The 14865-nt window shown below is 43.2% G+C and carries 13 protein-coding genes; 11 read left to right on the top strand and 2 right to left on the bottom strand.

Annotated features, from left to right (window positions below; translation table 11 throughout):
- Nucleotides 1–238: 238 nt before the first annotated feature.
- The 5 genes from tnpB to copZ all read left to right on the top strand — a co-directional run bounded on the left by tnpB (nt 239) and on the right by copZ (nt 5585).
- Entirely contained in the window at nt 239–595 is a 357-nt protein-coding gene (gene tnpB, locus K1I44_RS13940; RefSeq protein WP_042896127.1) for an IS66 family insertion sequence element accessory protein TnpB, read from the top strand.
- Nucleotides 596–708: 113 nt separating this feature from the next.
- Nucleotides 709–2256: an IS66 family transposase gene (gene tnpC / locus K1I44_RS13935; RefSeq protein ID WP_219986518.1), complete on the top strand. Its 1548-nt coding sequence runs from the start codon at nt 709–711 to the stop codon at nt 2254–2256.
- A gap of 380 nt (nt 2257–2636) precedes the next feature.
- Nucleotides 2637–2948 carry a metal-sensing transcriptional repressor gene (locus K1I44_RS13930; protein WP_091704860.1) on the top strand — a complete coding sequence of 104 codons (312 nt, stop codon included), beginning with the start codon at nt 2637–2639 and terminating at the stop codon, nt 2946–2948.
- 15 nt (nt 2949–2963) lie between these two features.
- Nucleotides 2964–5360: a heavy metal translocating P-type ATPase gene (locus K1I44_RS13925; RefSeq protein ID WP_219986516.1), complete on the top strand. Its 2397-nt coding sequence runs from the start codon at nt 2964–2966 to the stop codon at nt 5358–5360.
- Nucleotides 5361–5381: 21 nt separating this feature from the next.
- On the top strand, nt 5382–5585 hold the full coding sequence (gene copZ, locus K1I44_RS13920) for a copper chaperone CopZ (RefSeq protein WP_219986517.1): 204 nt from the start codon (nt 5382–5384) through the stop codon (nt 5583–5585).
- A gap of 40 nt (nt 5586–5625) precedes the next feature.
- Here the strand turns inward: copZ and K1I44_RS13915 are convergent, their stop codons facing one another.
- Nucleotides 5626–7113: a multicopper oxidase family protein gene (locus tag K1I44_RS13915; RefSeq protein ID WP_219986515.1), complete on the bottom strand. Its 1488-nt coding sequence runs from the start codon at nt 7111–7113 to the stop codon at nt 5626–5628.
- A gap of 103 nt (nt 7114–7216) precedes the next feature.
- Between K1I44_RS13915 and K1I44_RS13910 the strand changes: the two genes are divergently transcribed.
- Entirely contained in the window at nt 7217–7621 is a 405-nt protein-coding gene (locus K1I44_RS13910) for a protease complex subunit PrcB family protein (RefSeq protein ID WP_255573447.1), read from the top strand.
- Between the two features lie 23 nt (nt 7622–7644).
- Here the strand turns inward: K1I44_RS13910 and K1I44_RS13905 are convergent, their stop codons facing one another.
- Nucleotides 7645–9114, bottom strand: coding sequence for a phytoene desaturase family protein (locus tag K1I44_RS13905; RefSeq protein WP_370628016.1), 1470 nt, complete (start codon nt 9112–9114; stop codon nt 7645–7647).
- Nucleotides 9115–9193: 79 nt separating this feature from the next.
- Here K1I44_RS13905 and K1I44_RS13900 point away from each other — a divergent pair, with 79 nt between their 5' ends.
- The 5 genes from K1I44_RS13900 (at nt 9194) to K1I44_RS13880 (ending at nt 14568) form a co-directional block, all read left to right on the top strand.
- Nucleotides 9194–10594 carry a cryptochrome/photolyase family protein gene (locus K1I44_RS13900; RefSeq protein ID WP_219986512.1) on the top strand — a complete coding sequence of 467 codons (1401 nt, stop codon included), beginning with the start codon at nt 9194–9196 and terminating at the stop codon, nt 10592–10594.
- Nucleotides 10595–10810: 216 nt separating this feature from the next.
- Nucleotides 10811–12790: a glycosyltransferase family 39 protein gene (locus K1I44_RS13895; protein ID WP_219986511.1), complete on the top strand. Its 1980-nt coding sequence runs from the start codon at nt 10811–10813 to the stop codon at nt 12788–12790.
- A gap of 12 nt (nt 12791–12802) precedes the next feature.
- Nucleotides 12803–13765 (top strand): glycosyltransferase family 2 protein, encoded by a 963-nt coding sequence (locus K1I44_RS13890; protein WP_219986510.1) that lies wholly within the window; start codon nt 12803–12805, stop codon nt 13763–13765.
- Entirely contained in the window at nt 13755–14201 is a 447-nt protein-coding gene (locus K1I44_RS13885) for a GtrA family protein (protein WP_219986509.1), read from the top strand. Before K1I44_RS13890 ends, K1I44_RS13885 begins: the two co-directional genes overlap by 11 nt.
- Nucleotides 14202–14250: 49 nt before the next feature.
- Nucleotides 14251–14568 (top strand): MFS transporter, encoded by a 318-nt coding sequence (locus K1I44_RS13880; RefSeq protein ID WP_219986508.1) that lies wholly within the window; start codon nt 14251–14253, stop codon nt 14566–14568.
- Nucleotides 14569–14865: the final 297 nt, after the last annotated feature.

Here is a 14865-nt window from a genome sequence, read left to right as displayed (position 1 = left end):
TCAACTGTAAATACAGCTTGTTGTACCGTCAACATGTGATTCACCTCCTTGTCTATCAATATTCACATCATAGACAGGAAAAGCAAAAAATATTCAGCTCACTTTATGATGTGGCTGAATAGTTACCAAGCCATGAAGAAAGCTTCATCCAAGTGAAGATCGGAGAATGTTCGATTGAGGTGAAGCAAGGATTTAATCCTTCTCTTTTTGCTGATGTGGTGAAGGTGTTGAAATCCTTATGTTAAATATAGCGACAGTCAATCATGTTTACCTTGCTCGAGGTAGCACCGATTTACGAAAATCGATCGATGGGTTGGCAGCTCTCGTTCAAGAACAATTTCAGCTCGATCCCTTTTCTTCCAGTCTTTTTGTTTTCTGCAATCGTGGGCGGGATAAATTGAAAATCCTTCACTGGGATCATAACGGGTTCTGGTTATATTATCGCCGACTTGAACGAGGAACCTTTGATTGGCCTTCTGCTGATCATTCCGAACCTTTAAAAATTAGCTCGCGCCAATTACGCTGGCTGCTTGATGGACTATCATTAAGCCAGAAACAAGCTCATTCAGCGGTAATCGCAAAGAAAGTTATTTAAATAGTAAAAATTCAGGGAATTCTGCTGTTTTGTTGTATAATAAGGGCATGAAAACAACAGCGAAATTCCCTCATTCTCATCTTACAACTGAAGATCTCCTTAAACGCTTAGAAATGCTTGAAAAGCAAAATGCGGAATTACAGGCGAAACTAAAAAAACAACAGGAGTTGGAAGCGAAATTAAAATGGTATGAAGAACAACTTCGCCTTCTGCAACATAAACGCTTTGGCGTTTCGAGCGAAAAAATCCATCCTGGCCAATTGGAACTATTCAACGAGGTAGAAAACGAAGCAAACCTTGATTTGCCAGAACCTACTGTTGAGTCTATTACATATCAACGCCGCCGAAAAAAACGTGGACATCGCGAAGCGATGCTTGAAAACTTGCCTGTTGAAACGGTCGAATACCGTTTATCCGATGAAGAACAGGTCTGTTCATGTTGCGGTGGTACCCTACACGAAATGAGTACAGAAGTACGACAAGAGCTTGTTTATATTCCTGCGGAATTAAAAGTCGTCAAACACGTGCAATATGTCTACGCTTGTCGTCATTGTGAACGTCATGAGATAGAAACACCTATTCAAACGGCATCTAAACCAAAACCAGTCATTTCGGGTAGCTTAGCTTCTCCTTCCGTTTTAGCACATATTATGACACAAAAATATGTGGAAGGGCTCCCATTATATCGACAAGAGAAACAATTTCAGCGAATGGGTGTCCCCCTGTCACGACAAACATTTGCCAATTGGATGATTATGGGGGCAGAACGATGGCTCAGTGCGCTGTATCATCGCATGCACGAGCTTCTTTTAGAACGTGATATTCTTCACGCCGACGAAACCACTCTCCAGGTTCTTCGGGAACCTGAGAGATCGGCCACTTCTATGTCCTATTTGTGGCTGTATCGTACAGGAATCGAAGGACCGCCTATCATCCTTTATGATTATCAAGAAACGAGGGCTGGAGAACATCCAAGAATGTTTCTAAATGGGTTCAAAGGTTACTTGCAGGTAGATGGATATGCAGGATACCACAAAGTTCCTGATGTAACTTTAGTTGGTTGTTGGGCTCATGCGCGGAGAGAGTTTACAAACGCCCTAAAATCCATGCCTGCCGGCGTGAAGTCAGTGACAGCTACTGAGGGACTTCATTTCTGTAACCAACTGTTTGCGGTGGAACGCAAATTAAAACATCTAAAACCTCAGGAGCGCTACGAAGAACGCCTTAGACAAAGTAAGCCGATCTTAGATACGTTCTTGTCATGGCTAAAAAAACAAGAGCAGCAAGTGTTGCCTAAGAGTGCACTAGGAAAGGCCATTGCATACTGTCTAAATCAATGGGATAAGCTAGTGGCCTTTTTAGAGGATGGGCGACTTCAGATCGATAATAATCGCAGCGAGCGATCCATTAAACCGGTCGTTATAGGGAGGAAGAATTGGCTTTTTGCCAATACACCGCAAGGTGCTCGGGCGAGTGCTATCATTTACAGCGTGGTGGAGACAGCGATAGCGAATCGACTACATCCGTATTACTATCTCCGCTATCTTTTCGAGCAGCTTCCCAATATGGATTTATCAGACAGTCGTGCATTGGATCAAGTGCTTCCTTGGTCTAAAACACTTCCTGTTTCATGTATTGCTTTTCATCAGCTAACTAAATAATACCCTAAGCCCCGGCCTTCAAAAAGGTGGGGGCTATTTGACGTTTACTGTGTATCTAGGTGAGAGGATGAATGCCTAGAATCTTCGGAGGAGACTCCAGTCCTAGAGCCGCAAAGAGTTGAGTCTATTTGTCCATCAGTTCGATTCGTTGAGAAAGGTCTCTGTTTTTGGAAGAAAAATGTCCAAGCATGAGACACTCACACCCGTCTCTTACGCTTCGCACCCTCTCGACAAACTAAAGTGATAGAATTTTTGTTTCATAAAAAATCTACCAAAAGTGAATAGATCATGGGAAAACGTTGACGATAATAATGTTGTCAACACTTTCGTTGCTTTATATACCCATTACCGGTATAATGTAATCAGAGAGGTGATATTTCATGAACCATTGCGAAGATCATAATATGGATAAAAAAATGGTTCCGCGTACAGAAGAAGAGATCGAAAGCATTATTAAGCGCTTGAAGCGTATTGAAGGACAAGTGCGCGGGGTGCAAAAAATGGTCGAAGACAATCGGTATTGCATCGATATTTTAGTGCAAATTTCTGCGATTACGGCCGCGTTAAATAAAGTCGGATTGAATTTGTTAGAACGCCATGTCAGCCATTGCGTTTCCAAGGCGATCCGTGAAGGAAGCGGAGAAGAATCCATTCGTGAATTAATGGATGTCATTAAGCAATTCTCAAAGTAAGGGAGGGAAAGGTGGATGGATGAACAAAGAACCGTGACACTGAAGGTAACCGGCATGACATGTGCCGCGTGTGCCAATCGGATTGAGAAAGTACTAAATAAGATGGATGGAGTAGAATCCAATGTCAATTTGGCGATGGAAAAAGCGACGATTAAATATGATCCATCGAAACAAACAATCGCTGATATCGAAACGAAAATTGAGAATCTGGGGTATGGCGTTGCGACAGAAAAAGTGACGCTCGATATTGAAGGGATGACATGCGCGGCATGTGCGTCACGGATTGAAAAAGGGTTAAATCGTATGGAAGGTGTGACAAGCGCCGCTGTAAACTTGGCGACAAACAGTGCTGTTGTAGAATTCACTGAAGGCATTGCATCTGTCGAAGACATTTTAGAAAAAATCAAAAAGCTTGGGTACAAGGGGCAGATCCGAAACGAAGAACAAGATGATGCTAGTCGGAAAGAAGAGCGGTTGAAACAAAAACAACGGCAACTCGCAATTTCCATCATCTTATCGTTGCCACTGCTTTATACGATGATTGCCCATATGCCGTTTCATATCGGCTTGCCGATGCCGAAACTGTTGATGAACCCGTGGTTCCAGCTTCTTTTAGCTACACCCGTTCAGTTCTACATCGGTGGTCCTTTCTATGTCGGGGCGTACCGAGCGTTGCGAAACAAGAGCGCAAACATGGACGTCCTCGTGGCGCTTGGAACATCAGCCGCATACTTTTACAGCTTGTATGAAGCTTTTCGAACGCTTGGGAATCCTGCATATATGCCAAGATTATATTTTGAAACGAGTGCCGTCTTGATTACGCTTGTGCTTGTCGGCAAATACTTTGAGACTCTTGCGAAAGGGCGAACAACAGAAGCTATCTCTAAGCTGTTGAGCCTTCAGGCAAAGGAAGCGACTGTCATCCGTAACGGGGAGGAAAGAAAGGTTCCGCTCGAGGAAGTGGTGATCGGCGATACGATTCTTGTCAAGCCAGGAGAAAAAATCCCGGTAGACGGTACGGTCATCGCCGGGGCATCTTCCGTAGATGAATCGATGATTACTGGTGAATCGATTCCAGTTGATAAGAAGAAAGGCGACTATGTGATCGGATCAACCATGAATACAAATGGGGTACTGACCATTCGCGCAGAAAAAGTAGGGAAAGATACAGCACTTGCCAATATTATTAAAATCGTTGAGGAGGCGCAAGGATCGAAAGCACCGATTCAGCGGATGGCGGACACGATTTCTGGCATTTTCGTCCCGATTGTTGTAGGAATTGCTGTCGTTGCATTCATTATATGGTACTTCTTTGTTGCGCCGGGGGATTTGGTAAAAGCGCTTGAGGTGGCTATCGCCGTTCTCGTCATTGCGTGTCCTTGTGCGCTCGGTCTTGCCACGCCGACATCGATTATGGTCGGCACAGGTAAAGGGGCAGAACAAGGGATTCTCTTTAAAGGAGGTGAGTACCTAGAGGGAACGCATAAAATCAATGCCGTATTACTTGATAAAACAGGAACAGTGACAAAAGGAAAACCGGAAGTGACAGATGTATTGTCATTCCAAGAAAACATGATCGATTATGCTGTTTCGGCCGAGAGCGCTTCAGAACATCCATTGGCACAAGCGATTGTGGCTTACGGAAAAGAAAACGGAATTATCGCGCAGCCGTTGACGCAATTTTCTGCGCTTGTTGGACATGGAATTGAAGCAACGGTGAATGGAAAACATGTACTCATTGGCACACGAAAATTAATGAACGAACGAGGGATCGAAATCGCCGAACATGAACTAGCCATGATAAAACTTGAAGATGAAGGAAAAACAGTCATGCTCGTTGCGATCGAAGGACAGCTTGCTGGAATGATTGCTGTTGCTGATACGATCAAGGAGACATCAAAACAAGCGATTGCGACATTAAAACAAATGGGCATCGATGTATATATGGTGACAGGCGATAACAAACGAACAGCCGAAGCTATCGCCAAGCAAGTAGGTATTGAACATGTGTATGCGGAAGTGCTTCCAGAACAGAAAGCAGCGATCGTTGAACAGTTGCAAAAGCAAGGGAAACGAGTGGCGATGGTCGGTGACGGAATTAATGACGCACCAGCTCTTGCGAAAGCGGATATTGGGATGGCGATTGGCACAGGTGCAGATGTCGCAATTGAAACGGCAGATGTAACGCTCATTGGTGGTGACTTGATGCATATTCCACAAGCGATTGAACTGAGCCGACAAACGATGCGCAACATTCGACAAAACTTATTTTGGGCATTATTTTATAATAGCGTTGGCATTCCAGTCGCTGCAGCTGGGTTATTACAACCATGGATCGCTGGTGCAGCGATGGCATTTAGCTCTGTATCGGTTGTGACAAACGCGCTTCGTTTGAAACGCGTGAAAATATAAACATTTAAGGAGGAATAGATGATGACGATTACATTACAAGTACAAGGAATGACATGCGGACATTGCAAAGCAGCGGTGACAAATGCCCTTCAAGAGCTAGATGGCGTCAGCCGTGTCGAAGTACATTTGCAAGAAGGTACAGTCGATGTAGATTATGACGAAACAAAAGTGAGTGTTGAAAAACTGAAAGAAGCGATTGAAGAACAAGGATATGATGTGAAGTAAGGGAGAAAGGGTGCCCACACAATGTTGGACACCCTCTTTCTTATTCCCCTTTATTCACTGTGTCATTCGGATCTGGGGTATAATCCGATTTGTAATCGGTATATTTGACTTCTGTGACCATTCCTGCTGAAGCATGGTGCAATTCATGGCAATGGAACATCCAATGTCCTGGATTATCTGCCCTAAACGCGACGACATATTCTTCACCAGGGTTTACATTTAAGGTATCCTTCATCAATGGAGCGCCTGTGACTGGCTTGCCGTTTTTACTTAATACTTGGAAGAAATGGCCGTGTAAATGCATCGGATGGACATCCATCGGCGAGTTGTTCACGAATTTTACTTTGACGAGATCGCCTTTTTTCACGTTGATCGGCGCTGTGTCAGGATACGTTTTGCCGTTAATCGTGAAAATCATGCCATTTTTGCCCATGGCGGTTCCTAAATCCATTGTGTATTCAACATCATATGTTTGGTCTAACGTAAATGAACCTACTTCATATTTTCCGTATGTTGTTATATCCACAACAGGGAGGTTTTCTGTTGCGTTTACTTTGTCCGTGTTGCTTGCTTGTCCTTCATATTGAATTTTTACTTTCATGCCATCGATACCTTTCGTATCTCCGTGACATTCTAGTAACCACTCACCCGGGTTATTGGCGATAAACTCAATGTCGTAGCGCTCACCCGGAGCGATATTCAACAGTTCATCTTTGATTGGTTCTGGATCGTTGATCGGTTGTCCATCCATTGCGACAATTTTAAACTCATGTCCATGCAAATGAAGCTTGTGGGACATATATCCTGCATTAATGAGACGAAGGCGCACTTTTTCGCCTTCTTTTACTTTGAGTGGCTCAATGGCCTCACCACTTTTTCCATTAATTGTAAAAAGATCGTACATGCTCATGTCATGTGTCATCGCACCGCCACCGTGATGTGTATCGGAATGATGTGCATGGCCATTTGTTGCTGCGCTCTGTTGTTGGCTAATCCATTCGTCCAATACGAGTGTATAATCTCGATCTATACGTTCTTCATCTTCAGGTTCAACAATAAATGTCCCGTATAATCCTTTATCCACTTGCTCGGCGCTTTTTTGATGTGAATGATACCAATATGTCCCAGGTATCGTTGCAGTAAATTCATACGTAAATGTTTCACCAGGTTTTACTGCGTCCATGGTGACGCCGGGGACGCCATCTTGGCTAATTGGAACAGGATAGCCGTGCCAATGAATCGCCGTTGGTTCGGGCAGTTCGTTTTTAAAAATGATTTTTACTCGTTCCCCTTGTTTTACCCGAATTTGCGCGCCAGGTACAGAGCCGTTATACGTATACACAGGAACCGTTACGTTATCATTTATTTGCCATTGTGCCTCTTTAGCAACGATGTGAATTTCTTTTCCGGATAATACGTCCGGTTGTTTTGCCTTTCGCTTATGTTCGATAGAATGTTGTGACGAATCATTTGCGCATGCGGCGGTGAATATAGTAAGTGTAACTAACATAAGCAGTTTTCGTAGCATAGTATCTCTCCTTTCTCATTCGTACTGCCGTTATTGTAAAATAAAAGTGTGGAGAATGTGTGGATGTAGATAAGAGTCATTTAAAATAAAAAGGAGAATGTGCATGAAGAGATGGATTGTTGTGCTTATCGGTTTATTTCTTTCTGCTTGTAGTGTATCAAAAGCGGAAGAAACATATGAAGAAAGTGAGAACGTAGTGTACCATGTTGTAACAGAGGAACAGCTTCCACAACATGTAAAAGCGTTATATGATCGCCAGCATAAACAATTCAAAACGTATACGGTTCAGCAAGATGGAGTGATGTACATTGTCACTCATCTCGGTGAAAGAAGAACAGGCGGATACGATGTTGTCATCACCAATGTAACGTACGAAAAAGGGAAAATCGTCGTCTATTATGAGGAGCGAAAGCCGGCACCTGACGCCATTGTGACGCAGGCATTAACGTATCCGAAAATCGCAATAAAAATAGAAACAACGATACCGGTAGAAGTAAAGAAAAAATAGCTCTATGTTTTTCGTGCATAGAGCTATTTTTTTACGTCAATCGCGTCAGCAACGATCCACCCTGATAACGCACAACTGATTGAACCAGCACCCGGAAAAACTGTATCGCCACAAAGCCAAAGTCCTTCCACGTTTGTTTTTGGTGAATACGTAGACAGCAAGCTCAAAGCACCGTTTGGAATATACCCCCCAACTTTTCCGAGCGCGCGATGGGTAAAGCGAGAAAATGTTACAGGTGTGCCGATGAGCTGGACATGTATGTTTGTTAAAGGGAATGTGTCATGAACTCGTTGCAATATGCGTTCTGCAAGCATATTTTTCTCTTTGTCATATGCATCGCGATTCCACCAACGAAGCGGGTCAGTATGTGTTGAAATCGTGATTGAACGTTTTCCGAAAGGTGCCATTTGCCGATCGAACGGTGCTGAAACAGACAATAAAAATTGGTTTCCTTCGCTCATCGGTTTTGTTGCATCAACGATAAATTGGTGATACAAGCTATCTGTTTGTAAGTCGTCGTCCGTCCCGATATAAATTGTAAAAGCCCCCCAAGCCGGGCGTTGTTTTTCTTTTTCTTCACGAATAGAAAACGTTCGTTTTATTGAATCGTCTAAAATGGAAAAGATACTATGGACAGAGCCATTGAATACAACGTGTTTTGCTTCATATGTTTGTTTTCGATTTGTCGTCACGAGCCAATGGTGCTGTTTGCGAATGGACACAACTTTTTCCCGCATGATTAGCTCACCACCGAGCTGCTTGTAACGTTCAGCAAGCGCGTGAACGACAGATGCGAGCCCTCCCTCAACATAAAATGCTCCCCGATGAAATATGCTTAACGCAACGGCACCGAGCAAAGCGGGACAACGTTCAACTGTCGTTTGCACACTATCAACGAGCTGACCGTTTAAAAAGGCGATGAATGTCTCATCACGAATGCCGTAATGTTGCAGACGTTTCGCAACCGATTGGAATAAAAACGGTGTTGCGCTTATTAGTTTGCGATCTACTTTTTGCATGACATGAAAGGTGTGCGTTACCGTTTTTGGCGGAATGATCGGTCGTTTATATACAAAAGAAAGCATCGTATCTGCAAGGGAAAACATTTCTTCAAAAAAGCGAATGATGGCTGCGCTATCTCTCGGAAACTGTTTAGCGATTTCATCAAACCACCGTTCTTTTTGCTGATAGTAGCGAATGGTTCGTTTAGAAACATGCACATCCATTACCGTATGCAATAAATGTACTGGCGGAGGAGACGTGTCGAGTTGTCGAAAGAGCTGTGAAAATACGCCCCCTTCTTCAAACCCCATACCGAGCGTCGCGCCTGCTTGAAAGCGAAACGACTGCCGTTCAAATTTTCCTGCGCATCCACCGAGTTCATTTGCTGCTTCGAGTGTAAGCGTACGATAACCTTTTTTCGCAAGGAGCGCGCTAGCGGTTATTCCTCCAAAGCCTGTGCCAACAATAATAACATCGTACAAGATGGTCACCTTCTTTTTCTTTTTATTATACAATCATTAAACAAATATTGTACAATAAGAAGGTGTAGAAGATGAAAGGATGGTATGAATGCATACAGCTGTTGTTTGGTTTCGACGGGATTTCCGTCTATATGATCATACGGCGCTCGTTCAAGCGCTTCATTGGGCAAAGGAAAGGCAAGGGAAGCTTCTTTTTCTCTTCCATGTCGACCCTTATTTCGCAAAAGAAAGAACGTATCATCATGCATATTTTTTTCAAACGGTTGAGCGATTTCGTCAAACGTTACGTGAGCGTGGCATACATATGCATATTTTATATGGGGAGATCGATCATGTATTCGCTCGGCTGACGAATAAAGTAAATATAAGCGCCGTGTTCTTCAATAAAGATGAAGTCGGACGAGGGAAAGAGCGAGATAATTACGTGAGGGCGTTGCTAGAAAAGCGAGGAATTGAAGTGCATGAATACGACGATGCGCATATGCATGGGGCGTTTGAGGTGTTGAAGGCAGATGGTTCGCCTTATAAAGTATATACTCCATATTATCGCGCGTGGCGCAAGCTTCCTAAACGACCGCCGCTTTCGATTGATATAAATGAACTACGTGCCTATATGTTACACATCACTCCGCTTGCCGAGGACGATGAGCGTGCTTTTTCTATGTGGCTTGCCCAATGTACGAAACGTTGGGAAAATATAGGGGAACAAGATGCGTTACATGCTTTGCGACAGTTTATTGATATCGCTCTCCCGTGTTATCATCGTCAGCGGGACATTCCGAGCGTTTTTGGCACGAGTCGATTGTCTCCACATATAAAAACGGGGACGATTTCGATTCGTACAGTTTTTCACGCTGTTGCGCAACAATTCGGAAACGGCTATGATGAAGCGATTGAAACGTATATAAAAGAGCTTGCTTGGCGTGATTTTTATCATATGGTTTATGCGCATTTTCCTTTTACGAAAACAGAAGAGTTCATTGAAGCATACCGCCATCTGCCTTGGTCACGTGATGAAAAACGATTTGAAGCTTGGAAAGAAGGAAGAACAGGTTTTCCGTTTGTTGATGCGGGCATGCGTCAGTTAAAAGAGGAAGGATGGATGCATAATCGCCTTCGCATGATCGTTGCGTCATTTTTAACGAAAGACTATCTCATTGATTGGCGAATGGGGGAGGAATATTTCCGACAGATGTTAATTGACTATGACGAAGCATCGAACATTGGGGGATGGCAATGGGCTGCTTCTGTCGGAACGGATGCCGTTCCATATTTTCGCGTATTTAACCCAATCGAGCAATCTAAAAAGTTTGATCCCGACGGCACATATATTCGCACATATGTGCATGAACTTGCCTCCATGCCGTCAGCACATATTCATGAGCCGTGGAAAAGCAGCATAAAGGTCGATTATCCTGAACCGACAGTTGATCACCAATTACAACGTCAACGCGCCATTGCGTTATTTCGGATGAATAGATCGTTATAAAAAATGTCTTGTACAAAAAAAGTTATCAATATAAATAGGAAAATTTTTCAATTAATGATAGAACTAGAGTGCAAGTAGCTCTAGTTCTTTTTTTATGATCATGGAATTTTTCACCTAACTTTCACTAAAGTGACGTATGATGTAGCCAGGATCCCGGGCTCCCCTTGTTAGAAAGAGGTAAGATGCATCGTTTTGGACAAAGAAGGAGGATTTTTAATGGGGAATAATAGGAAGAGAGATTGGTGGCTAATAGCCATCATTGGCTTGGCTTCATTATTATATTTTTATAACATCGGAAACGCTGGATCGAATGAGTATTATACAGCTGCGGCGAAAAGTATGACCGCGAATTGGAAGGCATTTTTCTTCGCTTCCCTTGACCCGGCTGGATTTATTACAGTTGACAAACCACCAGTGGCGCTATGGTTCCAAGCTTTGAGTGTTGCTTTGTTCGGAGTAAGTGATTGGAGCGTCCTACTTCCAGAAGCGCTTGCCGGTGTGATATCTACGATGTTACTGTACTTTATCGTTCAACCATTTTACGGCCGCGTCACGGCGCGGTGGGCGAGTTTCATTTTTGCGTGCACACCTATTTTTGTTGCGGTTACGCGCACGAACAATTTAGATACGATTTTGATTTGCACATTGTTAGCTGCCACGTGGGCATTGATGAAGTCCGTTCATACGGAAAAAGGTGTATGGCTTTTTATCAGCTTTTCGTTAGTTGGGATCGGATTTAACATGAAAATGCTGCAAGCGTATATGGTTCTGCCTGCGTTTTACATATTTTACTGGTTAGCAAAAAATGAAGCTCGGAAACGAAAACTGAAACAGCTAGCAGTGGCAACGGTTATGTTGCTTATAACTTCGCTGTCATACGCTGCGATTGCGGACCTTATGCCGAAAGACAAGCGTCCGTATATCGGAAGTAGCCAAACAAACTCGGTAATGGAATTGGCGCTTGGCTATAATGGCATCGGTCGGCTTACCGGCAGCGCAGGTCCAGGTGGGAATCGTATGATGGGAGACCAAGATAGAGCAAGAGGGGAAATGTCGCAACCTCCAAATGGAGTGCCAAACATAGAACAACTACCGAATGGCGCACAAAGTACAGGGCAACAGCCAAATACCAACAACACCCCACCGCAAATGCCGGAATGGAAAGGTGGGCAACTAGGTGGCATTGGTATTGGAGAAACAGGAAATCGCGGGATATTTCGCTTGTTCAACCAACAGCTTTCTGGACAAATTAGTTGGTTATTACCGTTTGTTCTTTTTAGCACAATTGCGGTTGTTTTATCGGTTCGAAAACAGCGTGTATTTACTCTTTCGCATAAAGCTGCGGTATTTTGGTTGGCATGGCTCGTTACAATGATGGTGTTTTTCAGTATTGCTGGCTTTTTTCATCGTTATTATTTAAGCATGATGGCGCCAGCGATTGCTGTGCTTGTGGCGATTGGTAGTGCGCTATTATGGGAATTTTACAGAGAGGGCATCCATCAATGGCTACTACCAACCGCATTTTTGGCGACATTTTTATTAGAAGCGTATATTCTTTATCAAAATAAAGCTTCAATTTCAACCTTCTGGATCTTGTTTGTCGGTTTGTTAGGGCTTGCTTCGTTCGTGCTGCTTCTTGCGTTTCGACAGAACGCACGAATCGCCTATTATGTAAAAGTCGCAAGTTTGTTTGGGCTTCTTCTTATGCCGTTTTATTGGGCGCTCACCCCGATCTTGTACGGCGGCAATAGCATGATTCCAGCAGCCGGCCCACAATTCACTGAAGCACAGGGTGAGGGAATGATAAGAAATATCGAAAGAAGTGAGGAGAATGACAAACTCATTGAATATTTAGAAAAAAATTACGATGGAGAAACTTATTTAGTAGCGACATTCCGTGCAACAGAAGCAGCCAAAATCATGTTAAAAACTGATAAAGCGGTCATGGCAATGGGTGGATTTTCTGGAAACGACCCAGCGCTAACGGTCGAAAAGCTAGAGACCTTAGTCAAAAACGGGGAAGTGAAATATTTCCTTATTTCTGGGTTCGGCGGCGGCCAAAGCAATAATGAAATCATCCAGTGGATTCAAACAAACTGTAAAGAAGTGCCGCAAACCAAATGGAAACAATCCACCGACACACAACCGTCGTTCGGTAGAGAAGGGGAAGGAAAGCTATATCAATATGAAGGGTAGGAGGAGGGGAACATGGTGAAATACTCGGTCGTGATTCCTGTCTATAACGAAGCGCTTGTGATTCGTGAAACGTATAAACGGCTAAAAAGGGTGATGGAACAAACAGACGGGGCGTACGAGCTATTGTTTGTCAACGATGGTAGTAAAGATGAAACACTTGATCTTTTGAAAGAGCTTGCGGTCAGAGATGATACAGTGAAATACTTGAATTTTTCTCGCAACTTCGGCCATCAAATCGCCATTACAGCAGGAATGGATTATGCTTCTGGAGAAGCGATCGTCATTATTGACGCGGATTTGCAAGACCCGCCAGAGTTGATTTTGGATATGATTGAGAAATGGAAAGAAGGATATGACGTCGTCTATGCAAAGCGAACGAAACGAAAAGGGGAAACGTTCTTTAAAAAAATTACTGCATACGCTTTTTACAGGTTATTGCGGGCGGCGACGGAAATTGACATTCCACTTGATACAGGCGATTTTCGCTTAATTGACCGAAAAGTGCGTGATCAGTTGGTAGGAATGAGAGAGCGGAGTCGATTTGTACGTGGGCTTGTCAGCTGGGTCGGGTTTAACCAAACAGCGATTGAATATGAGCGGGACGAACGGTTTGCAGGGGAAACGAAATACCCGCTAAAAAAAATGATCCGGTTTTCACTTGACGGCATTACCTCTTTTTCATATAAGCCGTTAAAGCTAGCCAGTTTATTAGGTTTTTTGCTTTCCGTTGTTAGCGTCGGATGGATGGCGGTTGTGTTATATTTAAAACTATTTACGGACGCGACGGTCACCGGTTGGTCGTCGCTCGTGATGGCGGTTCTCTTTTTCAACGGTGTTGTCCTTATGATGCTTGGCGTTATCGGGGAATATATCGGCCGCATTTACGACGAAGTGAAACAGCGCCCGCTCTATATCTTAAGGGAGAGTTGGGGAGTCGGTTACGAAAAGAAGAAGGTACCATATTATGTGGAGTGAAAGAGTAAAATTTGTTCGTTTTACTGTTGTTGGTTTGGGAAATACAATTGTTGATTTTGTTGTGTTTTTTTTGCTTACATTGATAGGAGTATCGAATGTATTCGCGCAATTATGTTCATATAGCGCAGGTGTCATTAATAGCTACGTATGGAACCGAACGTGGACGTTTCGAGTGCGGGAAAAAGTATCGGCACAGCAACTTTTTCAATTTATCGTTGTAAACATGACATCGCTAAGTGCTACAATGATCTTATTAACATCATCACAATTAATGGATATAGGATTATTTATAAGTAAAATGATGTCAACAATTGTTGGAATGGCAATTAATTTTGTTGGAAGCTGTTTTTGGGTGTTTTCAACTGCACAGAAAACAGCGGAAGGTAGTAGTACAAAAAAGAGAGCATGTTGCTCAAATGAATCACCTCGATATTAGTTATACAGTTATATCATGGAAGAGAAGCGGGGAGTTGTAGCGTACTTGTATGAAAGATGCTGATCTGCCAAAAAACAAAGAAGTGAGGGATGAGGTGCATTGTTCATCGTTAGGAATGTCGATTGAATCCATTTCACATGAAAAAAGAGCTACGGCGATGGGAATGTATCAAGCTCTATATGCAATTGGAATGTTTGTAGGCTCGTTCCTTGCGGGGGTGCTTAATTCACTAGTTGGAATCGCGGCAGGATTTTACTTTTCAAGTGTGCTAGGAGTCATAGCAACGTGGCTTACATTGTTTTGGAATAGTAGAGATCGTTCTTATGATCGTCATCCAGTTTTAGGAGCGGGTGAAAATAATATATAGGGCTATAAAGTGCGTTAGGAAGAGGATATTGGAGCCCCCTAACTCTGAGCTTTCCTCTTCCTTTTGCTTATTATTGCATGATTTTTAGACAATCCTTCCAAACAAAGCAGAAAAAAATTTTTAAAAATATTCAAAAAGACATCATTTTTTCATCACATATAAGTGCTACATTTTTTGTAACTATTCACCCCAGTGCTAGTGTATAAAAAAGCCCAGCACAAATAGGGCATTTCGGTCATAGAAAATGCCCTAGGTAGCGGAAAGAACTCGATCGATCGTTTCGCCTGCCAACAGAAG

The sequence above is a fragment of the Anoxybacillus sp. ST4 genome (genome assembly GCF_019448545.1).
GTDB classification, from domain to species: domain Bacteria; phylum Bacillota; class Bacilli; order Bacillales; family Anoxybacillaceae; genus Anoxybacillus; species Anoxybacillus pushchinoensis.
This window is presented reverse-complemented; position numbering and strand designations above follow the sequence as displayed.

What these genes read in the sequence shown, in the direction of transcription:
- K1I44_RS13885 (WP_219986509.1), top strand. Translation starts at nt 13,755, where the DNA reads ATGTGGAGTGAAAGAGTAAAATTTGTTCGTTTTACTGTTGTTGGTTTG.
- K1I44_RS13930 (WP_091704860.1), top strand. Translation starts at nt 2,637, where the DNA reads ATGAACCATTGCGAAGATCATAATATGGATAAAAAAATGGTTCCGCGT.
- tnpB (WP_042896127.1), top strand. Translation starts at nt 239, where the DNA reads ATGTTAAATATAGCGACAGTCAATCATGTTTACCTTGCTCGAGGTAGC.
- K1I44_RS13900 (WP_219986512.1), top strand. Translation starts at nt 9,194, where the DNA reads ATGCATACAGCTGTTGTTTGGTTTCGACGGGATTTCCGTCTATATGAT.
- K1I44_RS13925 (WP_219986516.1), top strand. Translation starts at nt 2,964, where the DNA reads ATGGATGAACAAAGAACCGTGACACTGAAGGTAACCGGCATGACATGT.
- K1I44_RS13895 (WP_219986511.1), top strand. Translation starts at nt 10,811, where the DNA reads ATGGGGAATAATAGGAAGAGAGATTGGTGGCTAATAGCCATCATTGGC.
- K1I44_RS13915 (WP_219986515.1), bottom strand. Translation starts at nt 7,113, where the DNA reads ATGCTACGAAAACTGCTTATGTTAGTTACACTTACTATATTCACCGCC.
- K1I44_RS13890 (WP_219986510.1), top strand. Translation starts at nt 12,803, where the DNA reads ATGGTGAAATACTCGGTCGTGATTCCTGTCTATAACGAAGCGCTTGTG.
- K1I44_RS13910 (WP_255573447.1), top strand. Translation starts at nt 7,217, where the DNA reads ATGAAGAGATGGATTGTTGTGCTTATCGGTTTATTTCTTTCTGCTTGT.
- copZ (WP_219986517.1), top strand. Translation starts at nt 5,382, where the DNA reads ATGACGATTACATTACAAGTACAAGGAATGACATGCGGACATTGCAAA.
- tnpC (WP_219986518.1), top strand. Translation starts at nt 709, where the DNA reads ATGCTTGAAAAGCAAAATGCGGAATTACAGGCGAAACTAAAAAAACAA.
- K1I44_RS13880 (WP_219986508.1), top strand. Translation starts at nt 14,251, where the DNA reads ATGAAAGATGCTGATCTGCCAAAAAACAAAGAAGTGAGGGATGAGGTG.